22 protein-coding genes and 1 other RNA gene are annotated in these 22650 nt (G+C 60.5%); 18 read left to right on the top strand and 5 right to left on the bottom strand.

Annotated features, from left to right (window positions below):
• Positions 1-125: 125 nt before the first annotated feature.
• Positions 126-677 (top strand): glycosyltransferase, encoded by a 552-nt coding sequence (locus tag ACX80Q_RS17580; RefSeq protein WP_459331828.1) that lies wholly within the window; start codon positions 126-128, stop codon positions 675-677.
• A 36-nt stretch (positions 678-713) separates the two neighbouring features.
• Positions 714-2261 (top strand): hypothetical protein, encoded by a 1548-nt coding sequence (locus tag ACX80Q_RS17575; protein WP_459331827.1) that lies wholly within the window; start codon positions 714-716, stop codon positions 2259-2261.
• A 24-nt stretch (positions 2262-2285) separates the two neighbouring features.
• On the opposite strand, the gene ACX80Q_RS17570 is transcribed toward ACX80Q_RS17575, so the two are convergent.
• The 4 genes from ACX80Q_RS17570 to ACX80Q_RS17555 all read right to left on the bottom strand — a co-directional run bounded on the left by ACX80Q_RS17570 (position 2286) and on the right by ACX80Q_RS17555 (position 6070).
• Entirely contained in the window at positions 2286-2645 is a 360-nt protein-coding gene (locus ACX80Q_RS17570; RefSeq protein ID WP_459331826.1) for a DUF2304 family protein, read from the bottom strand.
• Positions 2646-2649: 4 nt separating this feature from the next.
• Complete coding sequence (locus ACX80Q_RS17565; protein ID WP_459331825.1) at positions 2650-3315, bottom strand: glycosyltransferase family 2 protein; 666 nt, start codon at positions 3313-3315, stop codon at positions 2650-2652.
• Positions 3316-3379: 64 nt separating this feature from the next.
• The gene (gene wecB / locus ACX80Q_RS17560) at positions 3380-4444 is read right to left on the bottom strand and encodes a non-hydrolyzing UDP-N-acetylglucosamine 2-epimerase (protein ID WP_459331824.1); all 1065 of its coding nucleotides are present in this window, start codon (positions 4442-4444) and stop codon (positions 3380-3382) included.
• Between the two features lie 9 nt (positions 4445-4453).
• Positions 4454-6070 (bottom strand): adenine nucleotide alpha hydrolase family protein, encoded by a 1617-nt coding sequence (locus tag ACX80Q_RS17555; protein ID WP_459331823.1) that lies wholly within the window; start codon positions 6068-6070, stop codon positions 4454-4456.
• A 107-nt stretch (positions 6071-6177) separates the two neighbouring features.
• On the opposite strand from ACX80Q_RS17555, the gene ACX80Q_RS17550 reads away from it, so the two are divergent.
• Entirely contained in the window at positions 6178-7341 is a 1164-nt protein-coding gene (locus ACX80Q_RS17550; RefSeq protein WP_459331822.1) for a glycosyltransferase, read from the top strand.
• 180 nt (positions 7342-7521) lie between these two features.
• Positions 7522-9594 (top strand): acyltransferase family protein, encoded by a 2073-nt coding sequence (locus ACX80Q_RS17545; protein ID WP_459331821.1) that lies wholly within the window; start codon positions 7522-7524, stop codon positions 9592-9594.
• A 70-nt stretch (positions 9595-9664) separates the two neighbouring features.
• On the opposite strand, the gene ACX80Q_RS17540 is transcribed toward ACX80Q_RS17545, so the two are convergent.
• Positions 9665-10387: an LGFP repeat-containing protein gene (locus tag ACX80Q_RS17540; RefSeq protein ID WP_459331820.1), complete on the bottom strand. Its 723-nt coding sequence runs from the start codon at positions 10385-10387 to the stop codon at positions 9665-9667.
• A gap of 208 nt (positions 10388-10595) precedes the next feature.
• Between ACX80Q_RS17540 and ACX80Q_RS17535 the strand changes: the two genes are divergently transcribed.
• The 14 genes from ACX80Q_RS17535 to ssrA all read left to right on the top strand — a co-directional run bounded on the left by ACX80Q_RS17535 (position 10596) and on the right by ssrA (position 22400).
• The gene (locus ACX80Q_RS17535; protein WP_459331819.1) at positions 10596-11819 is read left to right on the top strand and encodes a CpaF family protein; all 1224 of its coding nucleotides are present in this window, start codon (positions 10596-10598) and stop codon (positions 11817-11819) included.
• Entirely contained in the window at positions 11819-12673 is an 855-nt protein-coding gene (locus ACX80Q_RS17530; protein WP_459331818.1) for a type II secretion system F family protein, read from the top strand. The genes ACX80Q_RS17535 and ACX80Q_RS17530 overlap by 1 nt, the downstream gene beginning before the upstream one ends.
• Positions 12670-13608 (top strand): type II secretion system F family protein, encoded by a 939-nt coding sequence (locus ACX80Q_RS17525; protein WP_459331817.1) that lies wholly within the window; start codon positions 12670-12672, stop codon positions 13606-13608. The genes ACX80Q_RS17530 and ACX80Q_RS17525 overlap by 4 nt, the downstream gene beginning before the upstream one ends.
• A 136-nt stretch (positions 13609-13744) precedes the next feature.
• Positions 13745-13936: a hypothetical protein gene (locus ACX80Q_RS17520; RefSeq protein ID WP_459331829.1), complete on the top strand. Its 192-nt coding sequence runs from the start codon at positions 13745-13747 to the stop codon at positions 13934-13936.
• Between the two features lie 23 nt (positions 13937-13959).
• Complete coding sequence (locus tag ACX80Q_RS17515) at positions 13960-14328, top strand: TadE/TadG family type IV pilus assembly protein (protein WP_459331816.1); 369 nt, start codon at positions 13960-13962, stop codon at positions 14326-14328.
• Entirely contained in the window at positions 14309-14755 is a 447-nt protein-coding gene (locus ACX80Q_RS17510; RefSeq protein WP_459331815.1) for a hypothetical protein, read from the top strand. The genes ACX80Q_RS17515 and ACX80Q_RS17510 overlap by 20 nt, the downstream gene beginning before the upstream one ends.
• Positions 14752-15219, top strand: coding sequence for a pilus assembly protein TadG-related protein (locus ACX80Q_RS17505; protein ID WP_459331814.1), 468 nt, complete (start codon positions 14752-14754; stop codon positions 15217-15219). Before ACX80Q_RS17510 ends, ACX80Q_RS17505 begins: the two co-directional genes overlap by 4 nt.
• Before the next feature lie 56 nt (positions 15220-15275).
• Positions 15276-16394: a peptide chain release factor 2 gene (gene prfB / locus ACX80Q_RS17500; RefSeq protein WP_459331813.1), complete on the top strand. Its 1119-nt coding sequence runs from the start codon at positions 15276-15278 to the stop codon at positions 16392-16394.
• Between the two features lie 208 nt (positions 16395-16602).
• Complete coding sequence (ftsE, locus tag ACX80Q_RS17495) at positions 16603-17520, top strand: cell division ATP-binding protein FtsE (RefSeq protein ID WP_459331812.1); 918 nt, start codon at positions 16603-16605, stop codon at positions 17518-17520.
• The gene (ftsX, locus tag ACX80Q_RS17490; protein WP_459331811.1) at positions 17517-18431 is read left to right on the top strand and encodes a permease-like cell division protein FtsX; all 915 of its coding nucleotides are present in this window, start codon (positions 17517-17519) and stop codon (positions 18429-18431) included. The genes ftsE and ftsX overlap by 4 nt, the downstream gene beginning before the upstream one ends.
• 77 nt (positions 18432-18508) lie before the next feature.
• Positions 18509-19957: a peptidoglycan DD-metalloendopeptidase family protein gene (locus ACX80Q_RS17485; RefSeq protein WP_459331810.1), complete on the top strand. Its 1449-nt coding sequence runs from the start codon at positions 18509-18511 to the stop codon at positions 19955-19957.
• A 118-nt stretch (positions 19958-20075) separates the two neighbouring features.
• On the top strand, positions 20076-20546 hold the full coding sequence (gene smpB / locus ACX80Q_RS17480; RefSeq protein ID WP_459331809.1) for an SsrA-binding protein SmpB: 471 nt from the start codon (positions 20076-20078) through the stop codon (positions 20544-20546).
• 86 nt (positions 20547-20632) lie between these two features.
• Positions 20633-21928 carry a glycoside hydrolase family 3 N-terminal domain-containing protein gene (locus tag ACX80Q_RS17475; protein ID WP_459331808.1) on the top strand — a complete coding sequence of 432 codons (1296 nt, stop codon included), beginning with the start codon at positions 20633-20635 and terminating at the stop codon, positions 21926-21928.
• A gap of 106 nt (positions 21929-22034) precedes the next feature.
• Positions 22035-22400, top strand: a transfer-messenger RNA (tmRNA) gene (gene ssrA / locus ACX80Q_RS17470).
• The last annotated feature ends 250 nt before the right edge of the window (positions 22401-22650 follow it).

The raw sequence follows: 22650 nt of genomic DNA, 5'->3' as shown, positions 1-22650 counted from the left end.
TCTTTCTGTCCGGTGGTTTCCCTTTGAACAGTTTTTCTCTCCCTTTATTGAACATGGGAAACTTTTTCCCACACCCCCGGGAGGGGAGGCACCCCCCCTTTCCGCCAGGCGGGGAGATTGTTGACGTGCCGGCGATACCCAAGGATGGCATCCACCTGTTTTACGTGGGAGGGGTTGGCAGCTACTACAACATGCACGACTGTGTCCGTGCCGTTGCAGCCTCCAAGAATGCCTACCTGACCATTTGTACCCGGGAAGAGGAATGGGAGCAAAACGCGGCAGGCTACCGGGAATTGCTCAATGACCGGATCCAAGTGGTCCACAAGAACGGCGAGGACCTCATACCGTATTACCAGCAGGCGGATATCTGCATGCTCTTCATCGAACCCAGCGTTTACCGTTCCTTTGCCGCCCCGATCAAGTTTGCTGAGTACATTGGATTCGGCAAACCCGTCATCGTCAACCAAGGCACCAATGTGGCCCAGTTCGTGGCCAGTCAGGGCAACGGTTGGGCTGTCCCATTCGATGCCCCGTCGCTGACGCGGCTGCTTGATGATCTCGCCGAGCACCCGGAGAAAATTGCCACGGTGACACAGACAGCCATGGGCCTTCGTGCGGACAACACGTGGCAGGCCCGCGCCCGCCAAGTGGCTGCCGAGCTCACCACCCACCCCTAAACGGAGTCTCGCCAGCGCTGACGCAAAAGGAACAAAGTGGCCATTTACCGTTTCAACGCCCCGTTCGCGCCGGGACTGCTCATTGGCGCCCTGGGCGTTCTGGCGTTTCTCACCCGGCTGCTGCCGCTGCTTGAATCGGGCACCTTGGGTGGGTTTAGGGGCTACGACGACGGCGTTCACTATGCTGCTGGTGTGCACCTGCTGGCAGGATCCCTGCCCTATCGGGACTATGTCTTGGTGCACCCTCCGGGCATTGCGGTACTCATGCTGCCCTTCGCACTTATTGGAGCGTTGGCCACCGACCCGGCTGGCGTTGCCGCCGCCAGGGTGTTCTTTGCCCTGATAGGAACCTTGAACACCCTGATGCTGGGCATCCTCCTGAAACGATGGGGGTACCCGGCAGTTATAGCCGGTGCGGGCCTGTATGCCGTGGGATCGATCGCCACGATAGCTGAACGCTCCATCATGCTTTCGCCGGTTCTTAGCGCATGTGTTTTGGCGGCGTTGCTTGCCCTGCGAGATTATCGCCAAGCGCCTCGCCGGGCCGTCACGATTGCCGCGATATTTCTGGGCGTGGCCTTGTGCTTCAAGCTGTGGGCGCTGCTGCCGGTCCTTGTCTTGGCCGTCATGGTGGCTGTTCGTTGCGGACCACGGCTGTTGCTGCGCTTCATGGCGGCGGGAGCTGCGACGTGCCTTCTCGTCATGGGGCCCTTCTTCGTTCTGGCCCCCGGTGCAATGTTCACCGACGTGATTCTGGCCCAGGTGGCACGAACGGATGGTACTGCCAAGGGGATGGTGCATCGGCTCGGCGATTTTGCTGGCATACACGCAGCACCCTGGGTGCTGTTCCTATTCGGCAGTTTGGCTGTTCTGTGCATGGTTGCAGCGGCTGTTGTAGGACTCTCCAGGGGTCGCAAGCCCCGAGAATGGGGGGAGGAATTCTGGTGGGCCATGTTGGCTTCGGTGGTTGTTTGTGCCCTGCTTGCCTCCGCCAGCTTCTTTGACCACTACCCCAATTTTGCTGCGCCGTATCTGGCGCTCTGCCTCGGTGTTTCGGTGGGCGCCTGTTTCTCCGCCCTCTCACGGCGGCAAGGTCCCAGAGGCCACAGATCTGGGGGGAAGGCCCGCGTGCCCGGTGCAGTGATCGCTGCACTCGGGTTGGCTCTTCTGGTACCGGCGGGAGTCCGAGGCTTCGTGTTGGAGCCGCAACCCTTGCCGGGGGTTGTTGGGGCAGACTTGGTTGCAGCCGCGGCGCCCTATGACTGCGTGTTCTCCACCTATGCGTACATGGGCATTGTGAGCGATTCATTGTCCCGGTCGATGCGCCATGGTTGTGGTTCCATTGTGGATGTTTTCGGCACCAGGATGGTTGAAGAACCCTCCACGAACGGGCCGCGACCCGCCATGGGCACTGGCGTGTCAGCGCAAGAGCTGCAGGAAAGTCAACTCAACAACGCCCAGGCGGCGGTGGTCGGCGCACCCCATGCCGACTACGGGCTCTCGGCGAAGGCCATTGAGACGCTGCTGGAACAGTTTTCCTTGGTAGCCAGCTCGGGCAATTACCAGGTGTGGATCAGGAGGTAAGTGCTGCGCCGGTCCGGACCCCAGCTACGAGTCGTCCTGTTTGCTCAGCCACGGCTTCTCGGCTTCTTCGAGAGCCACATGCCGGGAGAGTTTGGTGATTGACTTTTCCAGTTGGCGGAATCGGTGGTTGTTGGTGGCCACGAACACCAGAAAACTCACAATCAGGGCGTAGAGAACCAGGTCAGTTCCACGCCCGATGCCCAGGAGTTGTGCAAGTCTGGTGAGGGCCACCGGAAAGAAGACGGAAACCGCCGCGACGCAGGCGAACAGGACCAGCATCATCCGCCGGATGGCCAGATTGCGGGCGTTGGAACCGCCGCGCATCAGGGCCACGGAAACGATGATGACAGCCAGAACGAGAGCTATCTGAACGATGATCTGCATGGTGTTACCTAAAAAGAAGGTCCGCGAGGATGTTGACCGAATTGAGCAGCGACTGCCCCTTGGCCTTGGAATAGTCGGTGTAGATAATCTTCACAGGATGTTCCACCCAGCGTGGCTTGATCTCGGACAACTGATGAATCAGTTCGGAGGCATGAGCCATGCGGTTTTGGGTTAGGTTGATCTTGGCTGCTGTGCTGGCATCAAAGGCGCGCAAACCATTGTGAGCATCGGTGAGTGCCATGCCCGTAGCCAGTCGTGATTGCAGCGCGGCCACTCGCAGCACCAATCTCTTCAGGGCTGAGACCTGGGTGCGGTCATCCAAGAATCGAGAGCCCAAGACAACTTGTGCTTCGCCGGACCGAATCCTGGAAACCATGTCCTTCGCATCCGACACCTGATGCTGTCCATCGGCGTCGAAGGTGACAATCTCGGTGGTCCCCGGATCGAGCAGGGCATAGTGCAACCCCGTCTGCAGGGCAGCTCCCTGACCTAAATTCACAGGATGCTCCACCACCACAGCCCCGACAGCACGGGCAACAGCTGGCGATCCATCTGTGCTGCCATCATCGATGCAAACAATGTTGTTAAACTCGGCCTGCAGTCCCTTGATGACGTCAGCGACCACAGTTGCCTCGTTGTACATCGGGATAACAATCCAAGTTCGACTCACCCAACAAGTATCCCACGGATAAATTCAGCAATAGACGTGGATCAGGCGTCCGGCCGCTGTGATGTCAGCCGCCAAAGGCGGTCAGGATTGCAGCCACAGAACGCCCGGCCGCCTGACCGTCGCCATAGGGTGTGGCATCGCTTGGGGCAGGAGCAGGCCGCCGAACAGTGCTGGCCAAGCGTGTCAGATCGTCGCTGACCAAGGCATTCCAGCCGAGTTCAACCGTTTCAACCCATTCAGTCTCCGGGCGTATGGTGGTGCAGGGAACGCGCAGCAGGAATGCTTCCTTTTGCAGGCCTCCTGAGTCGGTGACCACTCCGGCGGAGTTCCTTGCCGCATTGATGAGGTGGGGATAGGCGAGCGGGGGGCTCGGAATTATGCTCCCGCGGCCCAAGGTGATGCCATGCTGGTCGGCCAAGCTGCGCAGCCGTGGATGCGCCAAAAGGAGCACGGGTTTGTCCAGGGAAGCCAATTCATCAACGATCGCAGCCAGCCTGGCTGGAGAATCAGTGTTGTCCGGGCGGTGGATGGTGGCGACATAGTATTCTCCCGGGACCAGGCCCGCTGGGAGCGGCGCAGCGGAATCGCCCAGGGAGTCGCGCACCGCGAAAAGCACATCCGTCATGACGTCGCCAACAAGCACGGATCGGGCGGCGAGGCCCTCGTGGGCCAGATGGTCCATGGCCACTTGGGTGGGAGCCAGTAACAGGTCTGCACTGTGATCTGTCAGGACACGGTTGTGTTCCTCCGGCATCCGGCGGTTGAAGGAACGCAAGCCTGCCTCCAAATGTGCCACGGGCACATGAAGCTTGGTTGCCGCAATAGCCGCAGCCAGCGTGGAATTGGTATCACCGTAGACCAAGACGCAGTCCGGTGCGGATCCTTCGATAATCTCTTCCAATCCGGCCAACATGGCACCTGTCTGAGCTCCATGTTTGCCGGAACCTACACCAAGGTTGAAATCCGGGGCTGGAATGCCCAGGTCCTGAAAGAAGACATCGCTCATGAGCTCGTCATAGTGCTGTCCGGTGTGCGCGATCAGGTGTTCCGCCCGGCCCCGCATGGCGGTGGCGATGGGGGCTAGTTTGATGAATTGGGGACGCGCGCCAACAACACTGAGAATTCGCATGATTCCAGCTTAGTGAAAAGTATCTTCCGGAGTGAAAAGCCGGCAATGACTGTTCCAGGTGTCTGTGAGAAATTCATCGGCATAGGCGCCCAGCAGATTCCCGCCGCTGCGGGTGAAGGCGAAGAGCTCGGCGGGGCTCATGCCCCGAACAAACCAATTGAATCCCATGGGGTGGTTTTGGACGGCCCTTGCCGTGATAAAACTTTCGACCACTCGGAGCAGCCCAACGCTTCCCAAGATGCGCTTGACGGCATCCCGACTGCTTTTTGGGACGTCGGTGGGGGCAAAAGTTCCCAGATCCTGGCCGGTCGCAGCAAAGTACCGCCGATTGACATAGCCTTCATACCAGTCCCGGTTGCGTGTGATGTTGGGGTGCAAATCCCCCCATGCCAGATAAACTTCCCTGTCCAACATGGGCAGGGCCCATTCATAGCCAAAGAACTCGTAGTTGCGCACGGAGTTGTTGATGTATTTCGTTTGGCGCTCAAGGACATTCCAGTACTCCAACGCTGTCAGCCGTGACACCGCTGAGCCGTCGTAGCCAATCTGGTCCAAAAAGGCGTCAATGGTTCTTTTCAGGCGCACGTTCCTGTGGGCTGCGCCATTGTCGGGTTGCAGTGTGTAGTGGTGCTTCAGGATCAGTTCCTTGATGTCATCCCTGGAGGTGCTTTCAGCCTCAAGGATGGCGTCGTCATGCATATTGCCCACGATGGTGTGCCCCGGCAGGAAAATGGCGTCATCGTCAATCAGGCCCTCCTCCTTGAGCCAACGCACTGCGTACCAGTCTTGAATATGGGGCAGTGACGCTCCAGCGTGGGTGAACTCAATGAAGTCGGCGGTTTCCGGGATGTCCCAGGCATCGCGGATTGTTGCCTCGTCGTAGGGGCAGAAAAGCCATTTTTGGTCCAGGGCAGCGGCCACTTGCTCGCTGATCAGCACCTCGCGTGTTTTGCCGGTGCCGTAGGTGAAATTCACAACGTTGGTGTAGCCGGCATCCTTGAGATAAACGCTCAACAGCCGTGAATCCAGGCCTCCGCTGAGCGGGACAACCAGCTGGCGCCCCTTGGCATGTGCCAGGAGCCTGGACATGGAGGCATCCAGGGCGGCGGTGAAGTGGGCGTCAACGGCGGCAGTTTCTTCCAGGCGCAAGGCAGAATAGTGGATTTGACGGTAAAACTCCTGTGAAATGTCACCTGTGGCGCTGATGGTCACAAGTTCGCCGGCTTGAACTTGATGCACTCCTGCATGAAGGGTGTTGCTTCCAGCTACGTAGGCCCCATGGCGGAATTCGATCCGTGAGTCGTAGTCAGCAACATAGTCGGCGCTCGCGCCGGCCAAGGCTGAAACGCCGTCGGAAACTCGGGCAACCGTGCCCGTCACCGTGTAAAAAATCGGGAAACTGCGAATGGGGTCCTCAATGAGGATAATTCCTTCCGGGCCAACAATCACTGCCGCAAAATGCCCGGCGACCGTTCGGAGGCCTTCGGCGAGGGATTCGACGTCGTCCATCAGCCGGCACAGCTGGGCGTCACAGGATGCGTCACCCATGACCCAGAGGGTTGTTGTAGCGGAGATGGTGTGGGTTCGCCATTGACTGCGGGCAAGGAGGGGAGACTCGAGAGGCATTCCGCTATTCTCTCACCGCGCCTGTGGGCACCCGCGCATCGGAGACCTCCGCGGCCACACGTAGAATGTCACAGACCGCCACCAAAAAATTTAGGGGACCACAGGAAATGCATATTCTCCTCTTGCCGTCTTGGTACCCAGCAGATGAGACCGACTTTTCCGGCAGCTTCTTCATCGAACAGGCTCAAGCGCTGGCGACTGCCGGTCACAATGTTGGCGTTGTCAGCGTCAAGGGCATCCCCATCTATTCGCCAGCGCAACTGCGAGGCCGGACGCCTGGTATTCGCCGCAGCGTTGAATCAGGGATCCCCACGTTTCGGCTGGACAAGGTGCTGCCCTTTCCTAAAGTTCCAGGCGCAAACGAACGGGTCCTCCTGCACGCATGGCGTGCGCTGCTCACCCGGTACATCAGCGAAAATGGGTTGCCGGATGTCCTCCATGCCCACGCCATGTTCCCGGCGGGAATCGTGACGCACGCGCTTTCTGACGAATTCGGGATTCCCTTCATAGTTACCGAGCACAGGCCGTCGTCCGTGGAGCGGCTCCAAGAAAAATGGAGCGGTGTTCATGCGCGCCGGGCAGCACATGCCGCCTCGGCGCTTGTCGCCGTCGCCCGGGGGTTTGTGCCAGTGCTCAATGAGGCTTACGGCATTGATGCCGACAAGTGGCAGTACATACCGGGCCTGCTCAGCCCACAATTCCAAGATATTGCCACTCGAGAAGTTCCCCAGGGCCCATTCGTCTTTGGTCACGTTTCACATCTGGATCCCGGAAAGCGCGTGGACCTGCTCCTTGAAGCTTTCGCAGAGCAATTCAGCAACGTTGACAACGTCCGGCTGAGGATTGCCGGGGATTCAATCCACAAAGCTGGCTTGGAATCCCTTGCCGACAGGCTGAGAATCTCACAAAAAGTGGACTTCATCGGGCCAGTTCCACGCCATGGGATTGTGGCGGAGTTCAGCTCTGCCCATGTTTTTGTGCTGCCCAGTGTTGCCGAAGCGTTCGGTACCGTCCTGTGGGAAGCCATGGCGTGCGGGCTGCCGTTGGTCTCGACCGCAACGTGGGCTGGCAGGAACGCTGTTGTTGAAACCAACGGCTTGCTGGCTGGCATTGATAACCGGGCAGAACTCGGCCAAGCCATGGTGCAGATCCGGAAGGACTTCGATTCCTATGATCCGGCGGAAATCCGAACCATCTGCGTGGGCCATTGTGGCCGTGAAGCCTTTGTGGCGCAGTACGAGGCCACCTACGCCAAGGCGAAGGTCGTGTAGCAGGGGCAGCACTTCCTGCCATAGCGAACCTTGCCGACAGCTTCAAGGCCCCGACTCAAAGGTTGTGAATAGCGTGTGAACTTGGTCCCTTTAGGTAAACGGTTGGTAACGAATCGGTATACTTGACGGGGGGATCAATGCTGCAGGTTTAGCAGCAAAATCATCTAGGGGTATCAATTTATGACACAGGGCACCATCCAGAAGCCGGAAGCCAAGGGGAGAAGAGCCGTATCCAAGCACGCTCCCATGGTGGCGCGGACAGGACGGAAGTATCTTCCAGAGGTCCAAGGTTTAAGGGCCCTGGCAGTGCTTATGGTGGTTGCCTACCATGTCTGGTTTGGCCGTATTTCTGGCGGTGTCGACATCTTCCTGCTCGTTTCGGCATTCCTATTGACCGGTCAGTTCACCCGGAGGCTTGAATCAGGGAAAACTCTGGAGCTGCTCAAGTATTGGGCCCACTTGTTCAAACGCCTCCTGCCGATGATCGCTGTGACGTTGCTGGCCACCCTCGGAGCCACCTACTTGTTTCTGCCCGAGTCCAGGTGGAACAGTATTTTTGGCCAAACCTGGGCTTCCTTGTTTTACTACCAAAACTGGTTTCTAGCGTCTGAATCGGTGGATTACTACGCCACGGACCACAGCGTTGCCAGCCCTCTGCAACACTTTTGGTCGCTGTCGATCCAGGGGCAAATCTTCATACTTTGGCCCCTTATTTTTGCTTTCGCTGCGCTCTTGGCGAGAGTTCTTCGCTTGCGCGTGCGAGTGCTATTGCTCTACATCTTCGGTGTCGTCTTCACCTGCTCCCTCATATTCTCGATCATCACGACTAACAACAATCAGACATTTGCCTACTTTGACACCAGGGCGCGACTCTGGGAGTTCGCTTTGGGTTCCCTCCTCGCCTTGGTCTTGCCTTACCTTCAATTCAGCCGAGGAACGCGAGTAGTGCTGGGCTGGCTGGGTGTCGTCGCGATGCTGGCTTGTGGACTTGTCCTGCAAGTAGGGCAACAGTTCCCGGGTTATATGGCGCTGTGGCCCACGATGGCGGCGGCGTGCATCATTGTTGCCGGATCTACGGACAGCAAAATTGGTGCCGACAGATTCCTCAGCATGAAACCCCTCGTCAAACTTGGGGATAGTTCCTACGCCCTGTACCTTTTCCACTGGCCCATTCTTGTCATCTTCCTCGTTGCGTCGGGTCGGGACCAGGCCGGCCCGAAGGCTGGTCTTGCCATAGTTGTGGCCTCAATCATTGCTGCGTGGGCAATGACAAAGTGGGTTGACACTCCCTTGCGCCGCAACCAATGGATTGAACAAAAACGCCGTCGGGCAATCGTTGTGATTATTTCGTGCGTCGCCATTGTTGCCCTGCCACTGACAGCCTGGCAGGTACATCTCACCAACGAGAATAATTCACTGTTGGCCGGGGCCAGCAAGAATAACCCCGGTGCAGCATCGTTGTGGCCAGGGTACATAGATCAATCAGAGCCAGCGGCCCCCATCTTGCCCTCGTTTACGGCCATCGATTCGGATTGGCCCGTTTTTTCAGGTCCGTGCGAGTCTGATGGGGAGCAGATGATCAACCGTTGCAGGAATGCCGTGACCGACGGTTCGAAGAGTATCTATGTCATTGGAAGTTCACACGCACACGTGCTCAATACACCGATCTTGGCCATGGCTGAGAAGAACAATTGGAGCGTGACCTCCATAACCAAGGGCTATTGCCCGCTCGGCACGGACCCTGCTGCAGGGCTGTCGGACAGCTGCGTGGACTTCAACAAGAAAACCATGCAGGAAGTCCTTGCCGCCAGGCCTGACGTGGTCGTGACAACCAGTACGCGCACCGACAGTAGAAAAGAAGTCGCGGAACGCCTTGATCAGTCATGGGTTGATGCGGTATCGACCCTCAACGCGGCCGGGATTGAAGTCATTGCACTCCGTGACACCCCTCGTTTTACGGAAGGTGTGCCGTCGTGCCTAGAAGAGAATCCTTCCGACCCTTCAGTTTGCGGGGTGTTGAGAGCCAACGTTTACGCTGCAGAGTCGCCAACGGAGGCCATTGCCGATTCGTTGCCTGCTACAACCTTCCTGGACCTCTCAAGCAACTTCTGCAACGCGACCACGTGCCCGGCGCTCATTGGAAACGTCATCGTGTACAAAGACGACAATCACGTCACGTCAACCTACATGAGAACCCTGCAGCCTGTGTTTGACCGCGAGTTCAAAGCTGCAACCGGTTGGTCGATGAAGTAGTTTCTCTGGGATGGGAGAAGAAAGTACGACCGCACTGACAATGCGGTCGTACTTTCTCTCTGACTTGAGCCTAGTTCCGAGTGACCCAAGTTCGTCCCTTGGACCAGTAGATGACGCCGTCTTCGAAGCGCTGGGCACGTGTCGTGGAATTAGCAGCATACTCGTCGGTGACGGGACTGCCCATGTAGAAATAGCCGCCGTTGTTTTCGTATACGGCACGGATGGCGCCCTGAATGAGCTTTGTCCCATATCTCGGCGTGAAGTAGAACGTTCCACCTTGAAATACTTGGTAGGCGCCGCCAGCATACCAATAGTTTTCATCGGTCACGGGATACCCTGCAACACCGGTTTGCCCGCCCTTGTTCCACCATGCCTGCCGTATGCCGGCTCCAATGTAGTGCAGCCCGATTTGCGGGGTGTAGTACATGGTTCCGTTGGTGAAGTGCTGCGCAATGGCGCCTCCACCCAATGGTTCCTCGTCCCGGATGGGCCAGCCCGACTCATGCCCGGGATACCACTTGGCGTTGATGGCCCCCCACAAGGGATGCGCGCCGCCAACCGGGGACCAGAACATTATGCCGAACTGGAAATTCTGCTGGGCGCCGCCGTAGGTTGTGGTTTCATCCCAAAGAGGAAGCCCCAGCTGAGAAGTAGGGCCGCCCATCGACTCATACTTGGCTCCGATCGCTCCGGTCAATTGGGGGGTGTAGGCCGATGCTGCCAATACTGAACCAGAAAATGCCAGTGATCCGGCAACGGCAACTGCAATTAGTCCTGCACGAAATTTCTTCATATTTCCCCAAAGATTGTTGGATGGTGTGAGTTTGCCTGCATGTGTGACACTGATGCCTAATTATGAGTTACGCGACTTCAGTTTGGGAAGTTATGCACAGATTGCTTTTTGCCACTAGCGCGCCCCTTGCCTGCGGGTTTAGGCTCCTGAGCACAGGGTGGAAGAACACAGGGTAGGCGGGCGCCGCAAAGGGGCGGGAGTGGTTTGAGTGGATGCACTGGCACTGGTTGAGGATGAAGTCCGTGAACTCATCCGCCGCAAAGGCCTTGATCCGCTCCGGCAGGGCTCCGAGGTGCGGGCGCTGGTTGATGCAGCTGTCAACGATTATGGCGAACGGTCCCTGCTGGGCGCGGTCCCAGCCCTGGCCCACGGCGAGGACGCTAGGCGGCACGTGTTCAACGCCGTCGCAGGTTTCGGTGCACTCCAGCCCTTCCTCGACGACCCTGACATTGAAGAGATCTGGATCAACGCCCCCAACCAGGTTTTTGTGGCCCGGCATGGGGAGTCGGAGCTGACGGGTGTCAGCTTCACCGCACAGCAGGTGCGTGACCTGGTGGAGCGGATGTTGAAGAGTTCCGGCCGTCGGCTGGATCTCAGTTCACCTTTCGTGGATGCCGCCCTCCCCGATGGCAGCCGCCTGCACGTGGTGATACCGGACATCACCAAAAACCACTGGGCGGTGAACATCCGCAAATTCACGGCGCGGGCCAGCCGGCTTGACCACCTGGTAGAGCTGGGATCTCTGTCCCCTCAAGCTGCCCGATTTCTGGGTGCCGCCGTCAGCAGCGGCTTGAACATTCTGGTCTCCGGGGCCACCCAAGCTGGCAAGACCACCATGCTCAACTGTCTGGCTGCCGGGATTGGTTCGCGGGAGCGGGTGGTCACCGTGGAGGAAATCTTTGAACTGAGGCTGCCCTTGCGGGATGTGGTGGGGCTGCAGTGCCGCCAGCCCAACCTGGAGGGTGCTGGCGAAATCCCACTGCGTCGCCTGGTCAAGGAGGCGCTGCGCATGCGCCCGGACCGGCTCATTGTGGGTGAGGTGCGCGAGGCGGAAAGCCTCGACATGCTCATAGCACTCAACAGTGGCCTGCCCGGGATGGCGAGTGTGCACGCCAACTCTGCCCACGACGCCGTCGTCAAGATTTGCACGCTGCCCCTCTTGGCCGGGGAGAACATCACGGCTGCCTTTGTGGTGCCAACTGTTGCTGCCTGCATCGACCTGGTGGTGCACTGCGTCAGGGCGCCCAATGGACAACGCAGCGTGGGTCAAATTCTGGCACTGGGGCGCCGGGTGGAGAACGGCATCATCGAATCGGCCATGGTGTTCAGCACAGTCAACGGCGTCCTGAGCGCCTCCGAGACCGCCATGCCGGCACCGGAAAAATTTGCCGCCGCCGGCTACAACGTGGCCACACTCATGGGGGAGTCCTAGTGTCAGCCCTGGTGGGTCTGCTGGCGGGGATGGGGATGTTCCTGATCTGGAGCGCCTGTTGGACTGCGCCGGCCCGGCAGCTGAACCCAGGCCACGCCAGCAAGCTGGTGCAACTGTTGCAGCAGGCGGGGCTGCCCCAAGTCACGCCGGCTTCCCTGGTGGCCAGTGCGGCCGGTCTCGCTGCGGCGGTTGCGCTGCTGGTCTTTGTGCTGACGGGGGCGCCCGGCATCGCTGCGTGTTTGGCGTTGCTGGGCGGCTATGTTCCCTTCGCCGTGCTGCGTTCCAGGGCTCGACGGCGGAGCGCAGTTATGCGCGAACTCTGGCCCGAGGTTGTGGACCACCTGCGCTCAGCCATCAGGGCGGGCCTGTCCCTGCCCGAGGCCCTGGTACAGCTGGGTACCAAGGGGCCCGTGCAGTTACGGACGGATTTTCAGTCCTTTGGGGCGGATTACCGGGCAACCGGTCAATTCGAGGGAGCCTTGCAAAAACTCAAGATCAGGTTGTCGGACCCCGTGGCGGACCGAATCATCGAGGCCCTGCGGCTGACCCGGGATGTTGGCGGATCAGATTTGGGCAAACTCCTGGGGACGCTCTCCGAGTTTCTGCGCGACCACGCCAGAACGAGAAGCGAACTCGAAGCCAGACAATCCTGGACGGTCAACGCTGCCCGGCTGGCCGTGGCGGCACCGTGGCTGGTCCTGCTGCTGATGTCCACCCGGCCCGAGGCCATAACGGCGTACAACTCCCCGGCAGGGTGGGCGGTGTTGGGAGGGGGACTGCTGATCTCCGTGATCTGTTACCGGGTCATGTTGCGGATTGGTGCCCTGCCGCAGGAGCAGCGGGTGTTGCAATGAACGGACACATGCTGGCCGTGATCGCCGCCGGACTGACTCTGGGTGTGGGGTTGTCGCTGATCCTTGTCAGGCTCCCCGTCATGCGGAAACCCAGCTTTGCCCAACGCGTTGAACCACAGCTCCGCTCGGTGGCCAGCCGGTCCAGGCTACTGGACATCGAAGAAGAGCGCACGCTCTTTGGCCCGCTGGAGCGGATCCTTCGGCTGCTCCTATCCGACGCCGCGCACAGGCTGGGGCGTTTCAACGTCAGCGTCCACGGGATCGGTGCCCGGCTGGAACAGGCCGGACGCAGTGAGAGCGCCCTAGAATTCCGGGCCAAGCAGCTCTTGTGGGCCGGGGCGTGGCTCACGGCCGGAATTCTCATCTCGCTCTTCCTCTTGTGGCAGGGCGTCATCAACGTCATGGGGGCGGTGACATTCACCATCGGCCCCATGGTGGGCGGCTACCTGCTCTACGACTACCTACTTGGCGCCCAGATCCGTCGCCGGCAAAAACGAATGCTTGCCGAATTCCCGGCGCTGGCGGAACTCATGGCCCTGGCCGTGGGTGCGGGAGAGAGCGCGGCCAGTGCTCTGGAGAGGGTGGCGCGCACCTCCAACGGGGTCCTCTCGGGCGAATTTGGCAAGGTTCTGGCTCAAACCCGCACCGGCATGCCACTAGTTGTTGCCCTGGGGCAGTTTTCCGAGCGCGTCAATGTTGGGGCGCTGGCGCGCTTTGTCGACGGGATAACTGTGGCCGTCAACAGGGGCACACCACTGGCCGACGTGCTCCGCGCCCAGGCCCAGGACGTGCGGGATGTGGCCAAAAGGGAGCTGATGGAATCGGCCGGGCGCAAGGAGATCGCCATGATGGTTCCGCTGATTTTTGGTGTACTCCCGTTGACGGTGGTCTTTGCCGTTTTCCCGGGCCTGGCCCTACTACAGCTTGGCTTCTAGATGAACGCGCCCACAAATCAAGCAGGACCAGCACCACAGGAATTCACGCATCACGGCTCGGAGAGGAAGCATCATGAACAAACTACTGGGGCTGGGGGTGGTGGCGCTCATCGTGGGAAAATACCTGTTCACCACGATGGCCCTGCGCCTGGACCAGCAATTTCCCCACCATTCCCGGCGCCGGGCAGGGGAGCGAACACGCGGCGACGTGCCAGGCTGGGTGCTCATCACCTTGATGAGCGCGGTGCTCGTGGCCGGGCTGTTGGCCATCGCCGGGCCGGCCCTGGAGAGGCTGTTCAACCAGGCCATGGACCAGGTCCAGCCGTAAAAGCAGCGCCAGCACATGCCGGCATGCGGGAGACGGGTTCGGCCGTGGTGGATTTTGTTCTGGTCGGTGCGCTGGTCACTGTGATCTTCGTGGCCCTGCTCCAGTTGGCGTTGGCTCTGCATGTCCGCAACACCGTGGCCGACGCCGCATCCTCGGCCGCCAGATATGGCGCGTTGGGGGACAGGACGGCAGCCGACGCCCAGGACCGGGCGACCCATCTGGTGGCCACGGCGCTGGGACCTGACTTTGTCCAAGACGTCTCGGTCAGTGTGGAAACCCGAAACGGTTTGGACGTTTTGCGGGTTTCCATCACCGCACCACTGCCGTTGATAGGGCTCTTTGGCCCGGCCCGTTCCTTGGAGATGAGCGGCCATGCCGTCATTGCCAAATAACACCTGCCCACCGTCCACACAGGAAGAGGGCAGCGCCGTTGTGGAGTTCATCTTTCTGGCAGTGCTCCTCATGGTTCCCCTGGTGTACCTCATCCTGACAGTGGGCCAGGTCCAGGGCGGCGCCTACGCAGTGGTGGGTGCGGCAGACCAAGCAGCCAAGGTGTTTGTTATGCAACGCGACCTCCCGGCCGCCCAGCTGGCAGCCGAGCAGGCGGTCCGACTGGCCGTGGAAGACATGGGCTTTGACGCGGGTGCCGCCCAACTGACCATCAGCTGCAGTGCCGGCTGCCTCACACCCGGCACAACCGTCAGCGCCCACGTGCAGCTGCGAGTGGAACTGCCCGTGGTGGGTGCAGTTCCCGGCGTCAACGCCAACGCCGCTACAGTTGATTCCACCGCCACCCAAAAAGTGGGCAGGTTCAAATGACGGCATCAGGCACAAGTCCGGCACCGGCCCAGGAAGGCGATGCGGACGGCCAGGTCATGGTGCTCCTGATTGGCTACGTCCTGTTGGCGCTGCTGATCATCACGGTGGTGGCCGCCGCGGGCAGCCTCTACCTCGGGCAGAAAAAGCTGCTCTCCCTCGCAGACAGCGCAGCGCTCGCAGCCGCTGACACCTTCGTGCTCAACGGCGGCAGCTCCAGCAGCGACCCGGGCACGCTGCTCACCAACCAGGGCGTGCTTGCCGCGGCCCAGAACTACTTGGGCAGCATCCCGGCCCCCGATTCCATCAGCAACGTTGTCCTCGACCCGGCCACGGGGACCGGGGACGGACGAACAGCGCACGTGAGCATCACCGGCGTCGTGCATCCCATGTTCATCAACTTTCTGGTGCCGGAGGGCATCACCATCACCGTAACCAGCACGGCCCGGGCCAATCTGCTGCTGTGACACCGGTGGACGGGATCGCCGCCCAGACCGCCACACATGCCGTAGGCTTGAATACCATGGCAGAGATCGATTTTCCCGCAGAGATCCGCGCGTTACGCGCAACCTATACCTCCATTGAGCAAGTCTCCGAGGTGGAGAAGCTTCTGGAAGATATTGAGGATTTGTCCGACCAGGCGGGCTCACCCAATCTGTGGGATGACCCAGCGGCGGCACAGAAGGTAACCTCCAAGCTCAGCCATGCCCAGTCAAAACTGGAAAAGCTGCGCAACCTTGAGGCCCGGATCGACGACCTTGAGGTCCTCGTGGAGCTGGCCCAGGAAGAGGGCGACGCCGATACCCTCGCCGAAGCCGCCAAGGACCTCCCCGGGCTGCAAAAATCCCTGCAGGATCTGGAAATTGTGACACTGCTTGCGGGGGAGTACGACGAACGCGAAGCCGTCATCACCATCCGCTCCGGCGCCGGTGGCGTGGATGCCGCCGACTTTGCCCAAATGCTGCTGCGCATGTATCTGCGCTGGGCTGAACGCCACGGCTACCCCACAGCCGTTTTGGACACCTCCTATGCCGAAGAAGCCGGGCTGAAGTCCGCCACCTTTGAGGTCAAGGCGCCCTACGCCTTTGGCACCCTGAGCGTTGAAGCCGGCACCCACCGCCTGGTCCGCATCAGCCCCTTCGACAACCAGGGCCGGCGCCAAACCTCCTTTGCCGCCGTGGAGGTCATCCCGCTCATTGAGCAAACCGACAGCATCGAGATCCCGGACAACGAGATCCGCGTTGACGTGTTCCGCTCCTCCGGCCCCGGCGGGCAGTCAGTGAACACCACCGACTCCGCCGTCCGCCTGACGCACCTTCCCACGGGCACTGTGGTGTCCATGCAGAATGAGAAGTCGCAGATTCAAAACCGCGCCGCCGCCATGCGTGTGTTGCAATCGCGCCTCCTGCTGCTGAAAAAGGCTGAGGAAGACGCACAGAAGAAGGCCATGGCCGGGGATGTGAAGGCCTCGTGGGGGGACCAGATGCGCTCCTACGTGCTCAACCCCTACCAAATGGTCAAGGACCTGCGCACCGAACACGAGGTGGGCAACGCTGCCGCCGTGCTCGACGGCGAGATCGACGACTTCATCGACGCCGGCATCCGCTGGCGCGCCGATAACCGCAACGCCGAGAAGGCTTAGGCGCCTACCGCATACCGCCGGGGCCCGGAATGCGCCGTCGAACAGGTGCAGACTCACGTATAACGTTCCAGTCTCGACACACCGGCCAGGAATCAGCAATCGCCGGGCTTGGAGCCTATAGTCGTTATGCTGGCGGTTTCTTCCCCCAAACATCTGCCCGGCCGTCAGCATGCCAGCGATTCGTCGCTGGGCGGGCAACGAAAAAGTCATGATTCGTTTTGAAAATGTGAGCATAGCTTACGATCGCAAGTCCAAGCCTGCGCTCGACGACGTCTCCCTTGACGTGGACCGCGGCGAGTTTGTATTCCTGGTGGGCTCCTCGGGGTCCGGCAAGTCAACGCTGCTGCGCCTGGTGCTCCGCGAGTACAAGACCCCCCACGGGCAGGTCTATGTGGCCGGCCAGAACGTGGCGAACGTGCCCAGCTGGCGGGTGCCCAAGTTCCGCCGCGGCATTGGCGTGGTTTTCCAGGACTTCCGCCTCATTCAAACCAAGACAGTCTTCGCCAACGTGGCCTACGCCATGCAGGTACTGGGCAAATCCCGTGCCGCCATCCGGACCGAGGTGCCTCGCGTGCTTGAGTTGGTGGGCCTGGCGGACAAGGGCCACCGCAAGCCCACGGAGCTCTCCGGCGGCGAGCAGCAGCGCGTGGCCATTGCCCGCGCCATTGTGAACCAGCCCGGCATTCTGCTGGCCGATGAGCCCACAGGCAACCTGGACCCCATCACCAGCGCCGGCATCATGGACATTCTGGACAAGATCAACCAGAACGGCACCACTGTTGTCATGGCCACGCACGATGACGACATCGTGAACTCCATGCGCAAGCGCGTCATCGAGTTGCGGCACGGCAAGGTGGTCCGTGATGAGAACGCAGCCCTCTACACCTCCATGATCCCGGTTGTCCCGGCGGCAGGTGCGGCTCCGGCCGCGGAACCCGTCAAGACGGACGACGCCGAACCCCAGACCCGCCGTCAGCGCGCAGTCAGCGCTGCCTCCGCAGCTGACGACGCCACCGCACAGGAGTCCATGCCGCCGCGGCTGGAGCGCCGGCGTGAGCCGGTGTTCCCGCGCGGGGACGAGACGAAGACCAGCACCGCAAACTTTATGAATGAGGACCAACTGTGAGACTTGCTTTCATCATGAGCGAGTTGGGCAGCGGCCTGCGCCGCAACCTGACAATGGTCATTTCGGTGATCCTGGTGACTTTCGTGTCCCTGACCTTCGTGGGTGCCGCCGGGCTGCTGCAAATGCAGATCGGCCAGCTCAAGGGTTTCTGGTATGACAAGGTCCAGGTCACCATCTACCTCTGCACCGACATTCCGGCGAACACCAACTGTGTGTCCGGGCCTGTGACGGCTGAGCAAAAATCAGCGATTGAGGGAATGCTCGAATCGCCGGCCGTGAAGCCGTACATCGAGAACTGGACCTTTGAAACTCAGGAGGAGGCACTGGCCCACTTCCGCGAGCAGTTTGCCAACTCTCCCATGGTGGATTCCGTGGAAGCCGGAAACCTGCCCTCGTCCTTCCGCATCAAGTTGAACGATCCGGAAAAGTACCAGATCATCAACGAGACGTTCTCGGCCACCCCGGGTGTGGACTCGGTGGTTGACCAACGCAAGGTCCTGGAGAAACTTTTCTCCTGGATGAACATTGCCACCTATGTGGCCATGGGTGTGGCGGCCCTGATGATCATCTGCGCCGCCCTGCTCATTGCCACAACCATCAGGCTCTCGGCGCAGTCGCGCATGCGTGAGATCGACATCATGCGCCTGGTGGGTGCGTCCAAGACGGTAATCCAGCTGCCTTTTGTGCTGGAGGGCGTCATCGCCGCCACCATCGGTGCCCTGCTGGCATCCGGAGCTGTGTGGTCAATTGTGGTGTTCTTCATGGGCGGCTACCTGGCCGACGCCAACACCGGGACACCGTTCATTTCCGCCCGCGAAGCGTTGGTGATCTACCCGGTCCTGATCCTGCTGGGCGTGGTGTTGGCCGGCGTCGCATCGGCAGTTTCCCTACGGAAGAACCTAAAAGTGTAGGGTGGGTGGGGACCTTGTTACTCAAGGTACTCATGTGACTGGTGTTGTTAGTGGCAAAATTCGAGGAGCTGTACGGCATGAATTCGAAATCAAGCGGGGGAATTGGATCTGTGGAATCCTCCCGGCTTGGGCCCAAAATGCCCAGCTCACGCCCTCTCTTCCGCCGCCTCAGCGGTGCCGTCACCATCCTGCTGGCTGTGGGTTTGCTCGGGCTGGTGCCCCCTGCTCAGGCCGAGGACCTCAACGACAAGGCTGCCGCCCTGGAGCAGCAGGCCCAAGATGTCCAGTCGTCCCTGGAGTTTGTCGACGCCGGGATTGCCCAGTCGGCTGCCGACCTGGTCCTGTACCAGGGCCAACTTCCCGGAGCACAGGCAGCGCTGGCCGATGCCCAGAACCGTGTCAGTGCGGCAGCGGCCGAGGCCAGTTCCCTGGCGGCCCGCATTGATCTTGCCCAGCAAAGCAAGGACAAGATCACTGCCCAAATTGCCGCTGATGCCGAAAAAGCCACCGCCACCAAAGCCTTGATCGGGCAGATTGCCGCCCAGTCCTACAAAGCTGGCGGGCTGCCGGCAAATCTCACCCTGATTTTGGGTGCCGGCTCCACCACCGACCTTGCCAACTCAATTGACCTGGCGGAGCAGGCCCTGCGCAGCCAGACAGCTGCCTTGGAGCAGCTCACAGCCCAAAAGGCCACCAATCAAAACGCCCAGGCACGCCTGGTTGCCGTTGAGGCAGAGATCAAGGCCCTGAAGTTAAAGGCCGACGCCGCCCTGGCCGCGGAGCAGGTGGCCCGCGACCAGGCCGCCACGCACAAGGCAACAGTGGATAAGTTGATCGCCGATTCTGCCGTGCTGAACGCCAAGCTGGCTGCTGAAAAGCCGCGCATCCAGGCCAAGCTCAAGGCCGTTGAGTCAGAGAAAAACGCTGTGGCTGCCCAAATTGCCGAGATGCAGCGCAAGGAACTTGAGGCCGCACAAGCTGCCGCCAAGGCCGAGGCTGAGCGCATAGCCCGCGAACAAGCCGCCAACCAGGGCAACGGCGGTGGTGGCTTTGTGCCCCCGCCCTACGTGCCGCCAGCACCCGGCAACCCTTCAGCTTTTGGGCTGCGCCACCCCTTTGCCGGAAACGCCCCCATCACCTCGCCCTTTGCCAGGAACCGTCCGGTTCCTCCGGGATCGGCTGACTTCAACGGCACCGGATACTACGATCACACCGGTGTTGACTTCGGTGTCCAGTGCGGCACCCCGGTCTACGCCCCTGCGGACGGAACAGTCCAGATTGCCGGCCAAACCACTGTGGTCTACGGTGGCGGAAACGTGCTGTACATCAGCCACGGTGTGGTCCAGGGCAACGCCTTGATGACCATTTTTTACCACAACTCGGCAGTGATTGTTTCAGCCGGGCAGCGTGTCAAGGCGGGCCAACTGGTGGCCTACTCCGGCAACACCGGCAACTCCACCGGCTGCCACGCCCACTTTGAGACCTGGCTCAACGGGGCTCCCGTCGATCCCATGAGGCTGCTCTAGATCCCTGTCCGGGACTGCCCCTGCGGGTAGTTGCTACACTGGGGTTTCGCCCCGCCCGGATGTTGGGTGTGCCGGTGCAAGTGCATTTCGTTTTTGAATCAAGTCAAAGGAGTCAGCTGTGCCTAAAGAAAGTGGCCGTAAGGTTGTGGCCACCAACCGCAAGGCCCAGCACGATTACCACATCATGGACACCTACGAGGCCGGCCTGGTCTTGATGGGCACCGAGGTGAAGTCGTTGCGCGAAGGCCGGGCGTCCCTAGTGGACGGATTCGGCACCTTCTACAATGACGAACTGTGGATAGAGGCCGTCTACATCCCCGAGTACCTCAACGGGAGCTGGACCAACCACACGGCACGGCGGCGGCGCAAACTGCTGCTGCACCGCGAAGAGTTGGACAAGATTGCCGCAAAAACCCGCGAATCCGGCTATACGATTGTGCCCTTGCAGCTGTACTTTTTGGACGGCCGGGCCAAGGTGGAAATTGCCATTGCCCGCGGCAAGAAAGAGTACGACAAACGCCACGCACTCCGTGAAAAGCAGGACAACCGCGAGGCCCAGCGGGTCATGCGGGAAAAGAATCGCAGCTAGCTACGGGGTCGGCATAGTCCCATGGCCTTCCCTGGGCAGTGGCCTAAACTGAAGGCAACGTCCGCTGTTATGGAAGGCAGATGGTGATGGTGCGCAGAGGAAAACAGCCCGGCGGAACACGGCCCGGTGCCAAGCGCTGGTGGATGCTCGGCACCGGCCTTGTGGTGGTGACCCTGGTGGCTGTCTTTGCCCTGCTGTACTCCGGCATCCAACGCCCGGCACCCACAGCAAGCCCCAGCGCAACGGTGACAGCCGGCGGCTCGCCCCCCGCGAGCACGGCGCCAACTCAAACTGCGAGCCCCAGCCAGGCTCCGGCGTCGAACATCCCAGCCACCGGGGCAGCGGCTGCCGTGTTGGCGGCCATGAGCCTGGAACAAAAAGTGGGCCAGGTCTTGATGGTTTCCTCGCCCGTGACCGGCGCCGACGCCAACTCGCTGTACGCCGTGGACACCCTGTACGTGGGCAATGTGTTCATCAAGGGTCGCAGCACGGCCGGACAAGCCGGAATAGCCGCGCAGGTGGCCGAGATTGCTGACCGAATTTCAGGGGTGCGCACGGGCGGTGCCAGGCCCTTCGTCGCCACCGACCAGGAGGGCGGCCTGGTGCAGATCATGCGCGGCCCCGGCTTTGCCGACATGCCCCAGGCCATCGAGCAGGGGCGGCTGCCTGCGTCAGAGCTGTTGGCCGACGCCACCTCCTGGGGGCAGCAACTGGCCGCCGTGGGGGTCAACGTGAACCTGGCGCCCGTCATGGACACTGTGCCCAGCGCAGCATTTGCGCCGCAGAATGCGCCGATTGGCACCTTTGGGCGCGAGTTCGGCTACACCCCGGAGCAAGTGGCAAGCCACGGCACCGCCTTTGCCCAGGGCATGGCGGCAGCGGGCGTCGAGGCAACCGCCAAACATTTTCCCGGACTGGGACGGGTCACCCTGAACACGGACGTTTCGGCGGGCGTCACCGATGACATCACCGTGCGCAACGATCCCTTCATTGCCCCGTTCCGTGCGGCCGTGAACGCGGGGGTGCCGTGGCTCATGGTGTCCAACGCCTACTACCCCAAAATTGATGCCACCAATTTGGCGCCGTTCTCAAGCGTCATTGTCACCGACATGATGAGGGGGGATCTGGGTTTTGCGGGGATCATCGTCAGCGATGACATCTGCGACGCCGTTCAGGTCTCCGCTGTGCCGGTGGCCGAGCGCGGCGTCGACTTCATCGCCGCCGGGGGCACCATGGCGTTGTGCACCAACCAGTCGCTGCTGCCGCAAATGTATGCCGGGCTGGTCTCCGCGGCACAGGGTGATCCCGCCCTTGCGGCCAAGGTGAATGCTGCTGCGCTGCTGGTCCTGACGGCGAAAGCGGACAAGGGCCTGCTCAACTAGTGCAGTCTAACTAGCACGGTGGGAATAAAATCCCCGGACAATGCGCTAGCATGGATAGTCCACGGTGAACTTCGCAAGAAGGAAGTCGTGGGTTGAAAAAACAATAGGGGATGATCGGTTTCGACGGTGTTAGTCGAGACAGGTGAAGCGGGTCGAGGATACAGGGTTAACTCGTAAACGATCTCTGTAAAACATAAGTGCTGAATCAAATCGCACTGACTTCGCTCTTGCTGCCTAAGCAGTAAGACAGTCCGTCAGCCCGGGAATGCTCTCGTCCCGGATCCTGGCGTCATCTAGAGGGCCACTGCTCTAAGTTCTTGTTGTAGGCGCTTAGGGGACTCTTATACAACTGGGCCTGGCAGCTACTTGTTTGCGAGATAGCTGGGGCCGAGAAAAACCGCTGCAAACTGCACCCGGAGAAGCCCTGACAAAGCAACATCGGACGGGAGTTCAATTCTCCCCATCTCCACATCCCTATTGGGACCTGTTCCCCGCCCTCGTGGCGGGGGACGGGTCCTTTTTGTTTGCCCGACGCCGGTCGCCGCGGTTGTTTGTGAATTTATGCGACGTCTGCGCCTGGTTGTCCGTGTATCTGGCGCCTCTTTGAAAGGGTGGCGGATCATTGACGTGGAATGGTGCGCAGAATTCGCAGGTTCGTGGGTGGTTAGCATTCCACGACGTTGACGGCGAGGCCGCCCATGGCTGTTTCTTTGTATTTGGAG

Source organism: Arthrobacter sp. HLT1-20, from assembly GCF_054510895.1.
The sequence above is the reverse complement of the archived record's forward strand: the minus strand, read 5'-3'. Positions and strand labels throughout refer to the sequence as shown.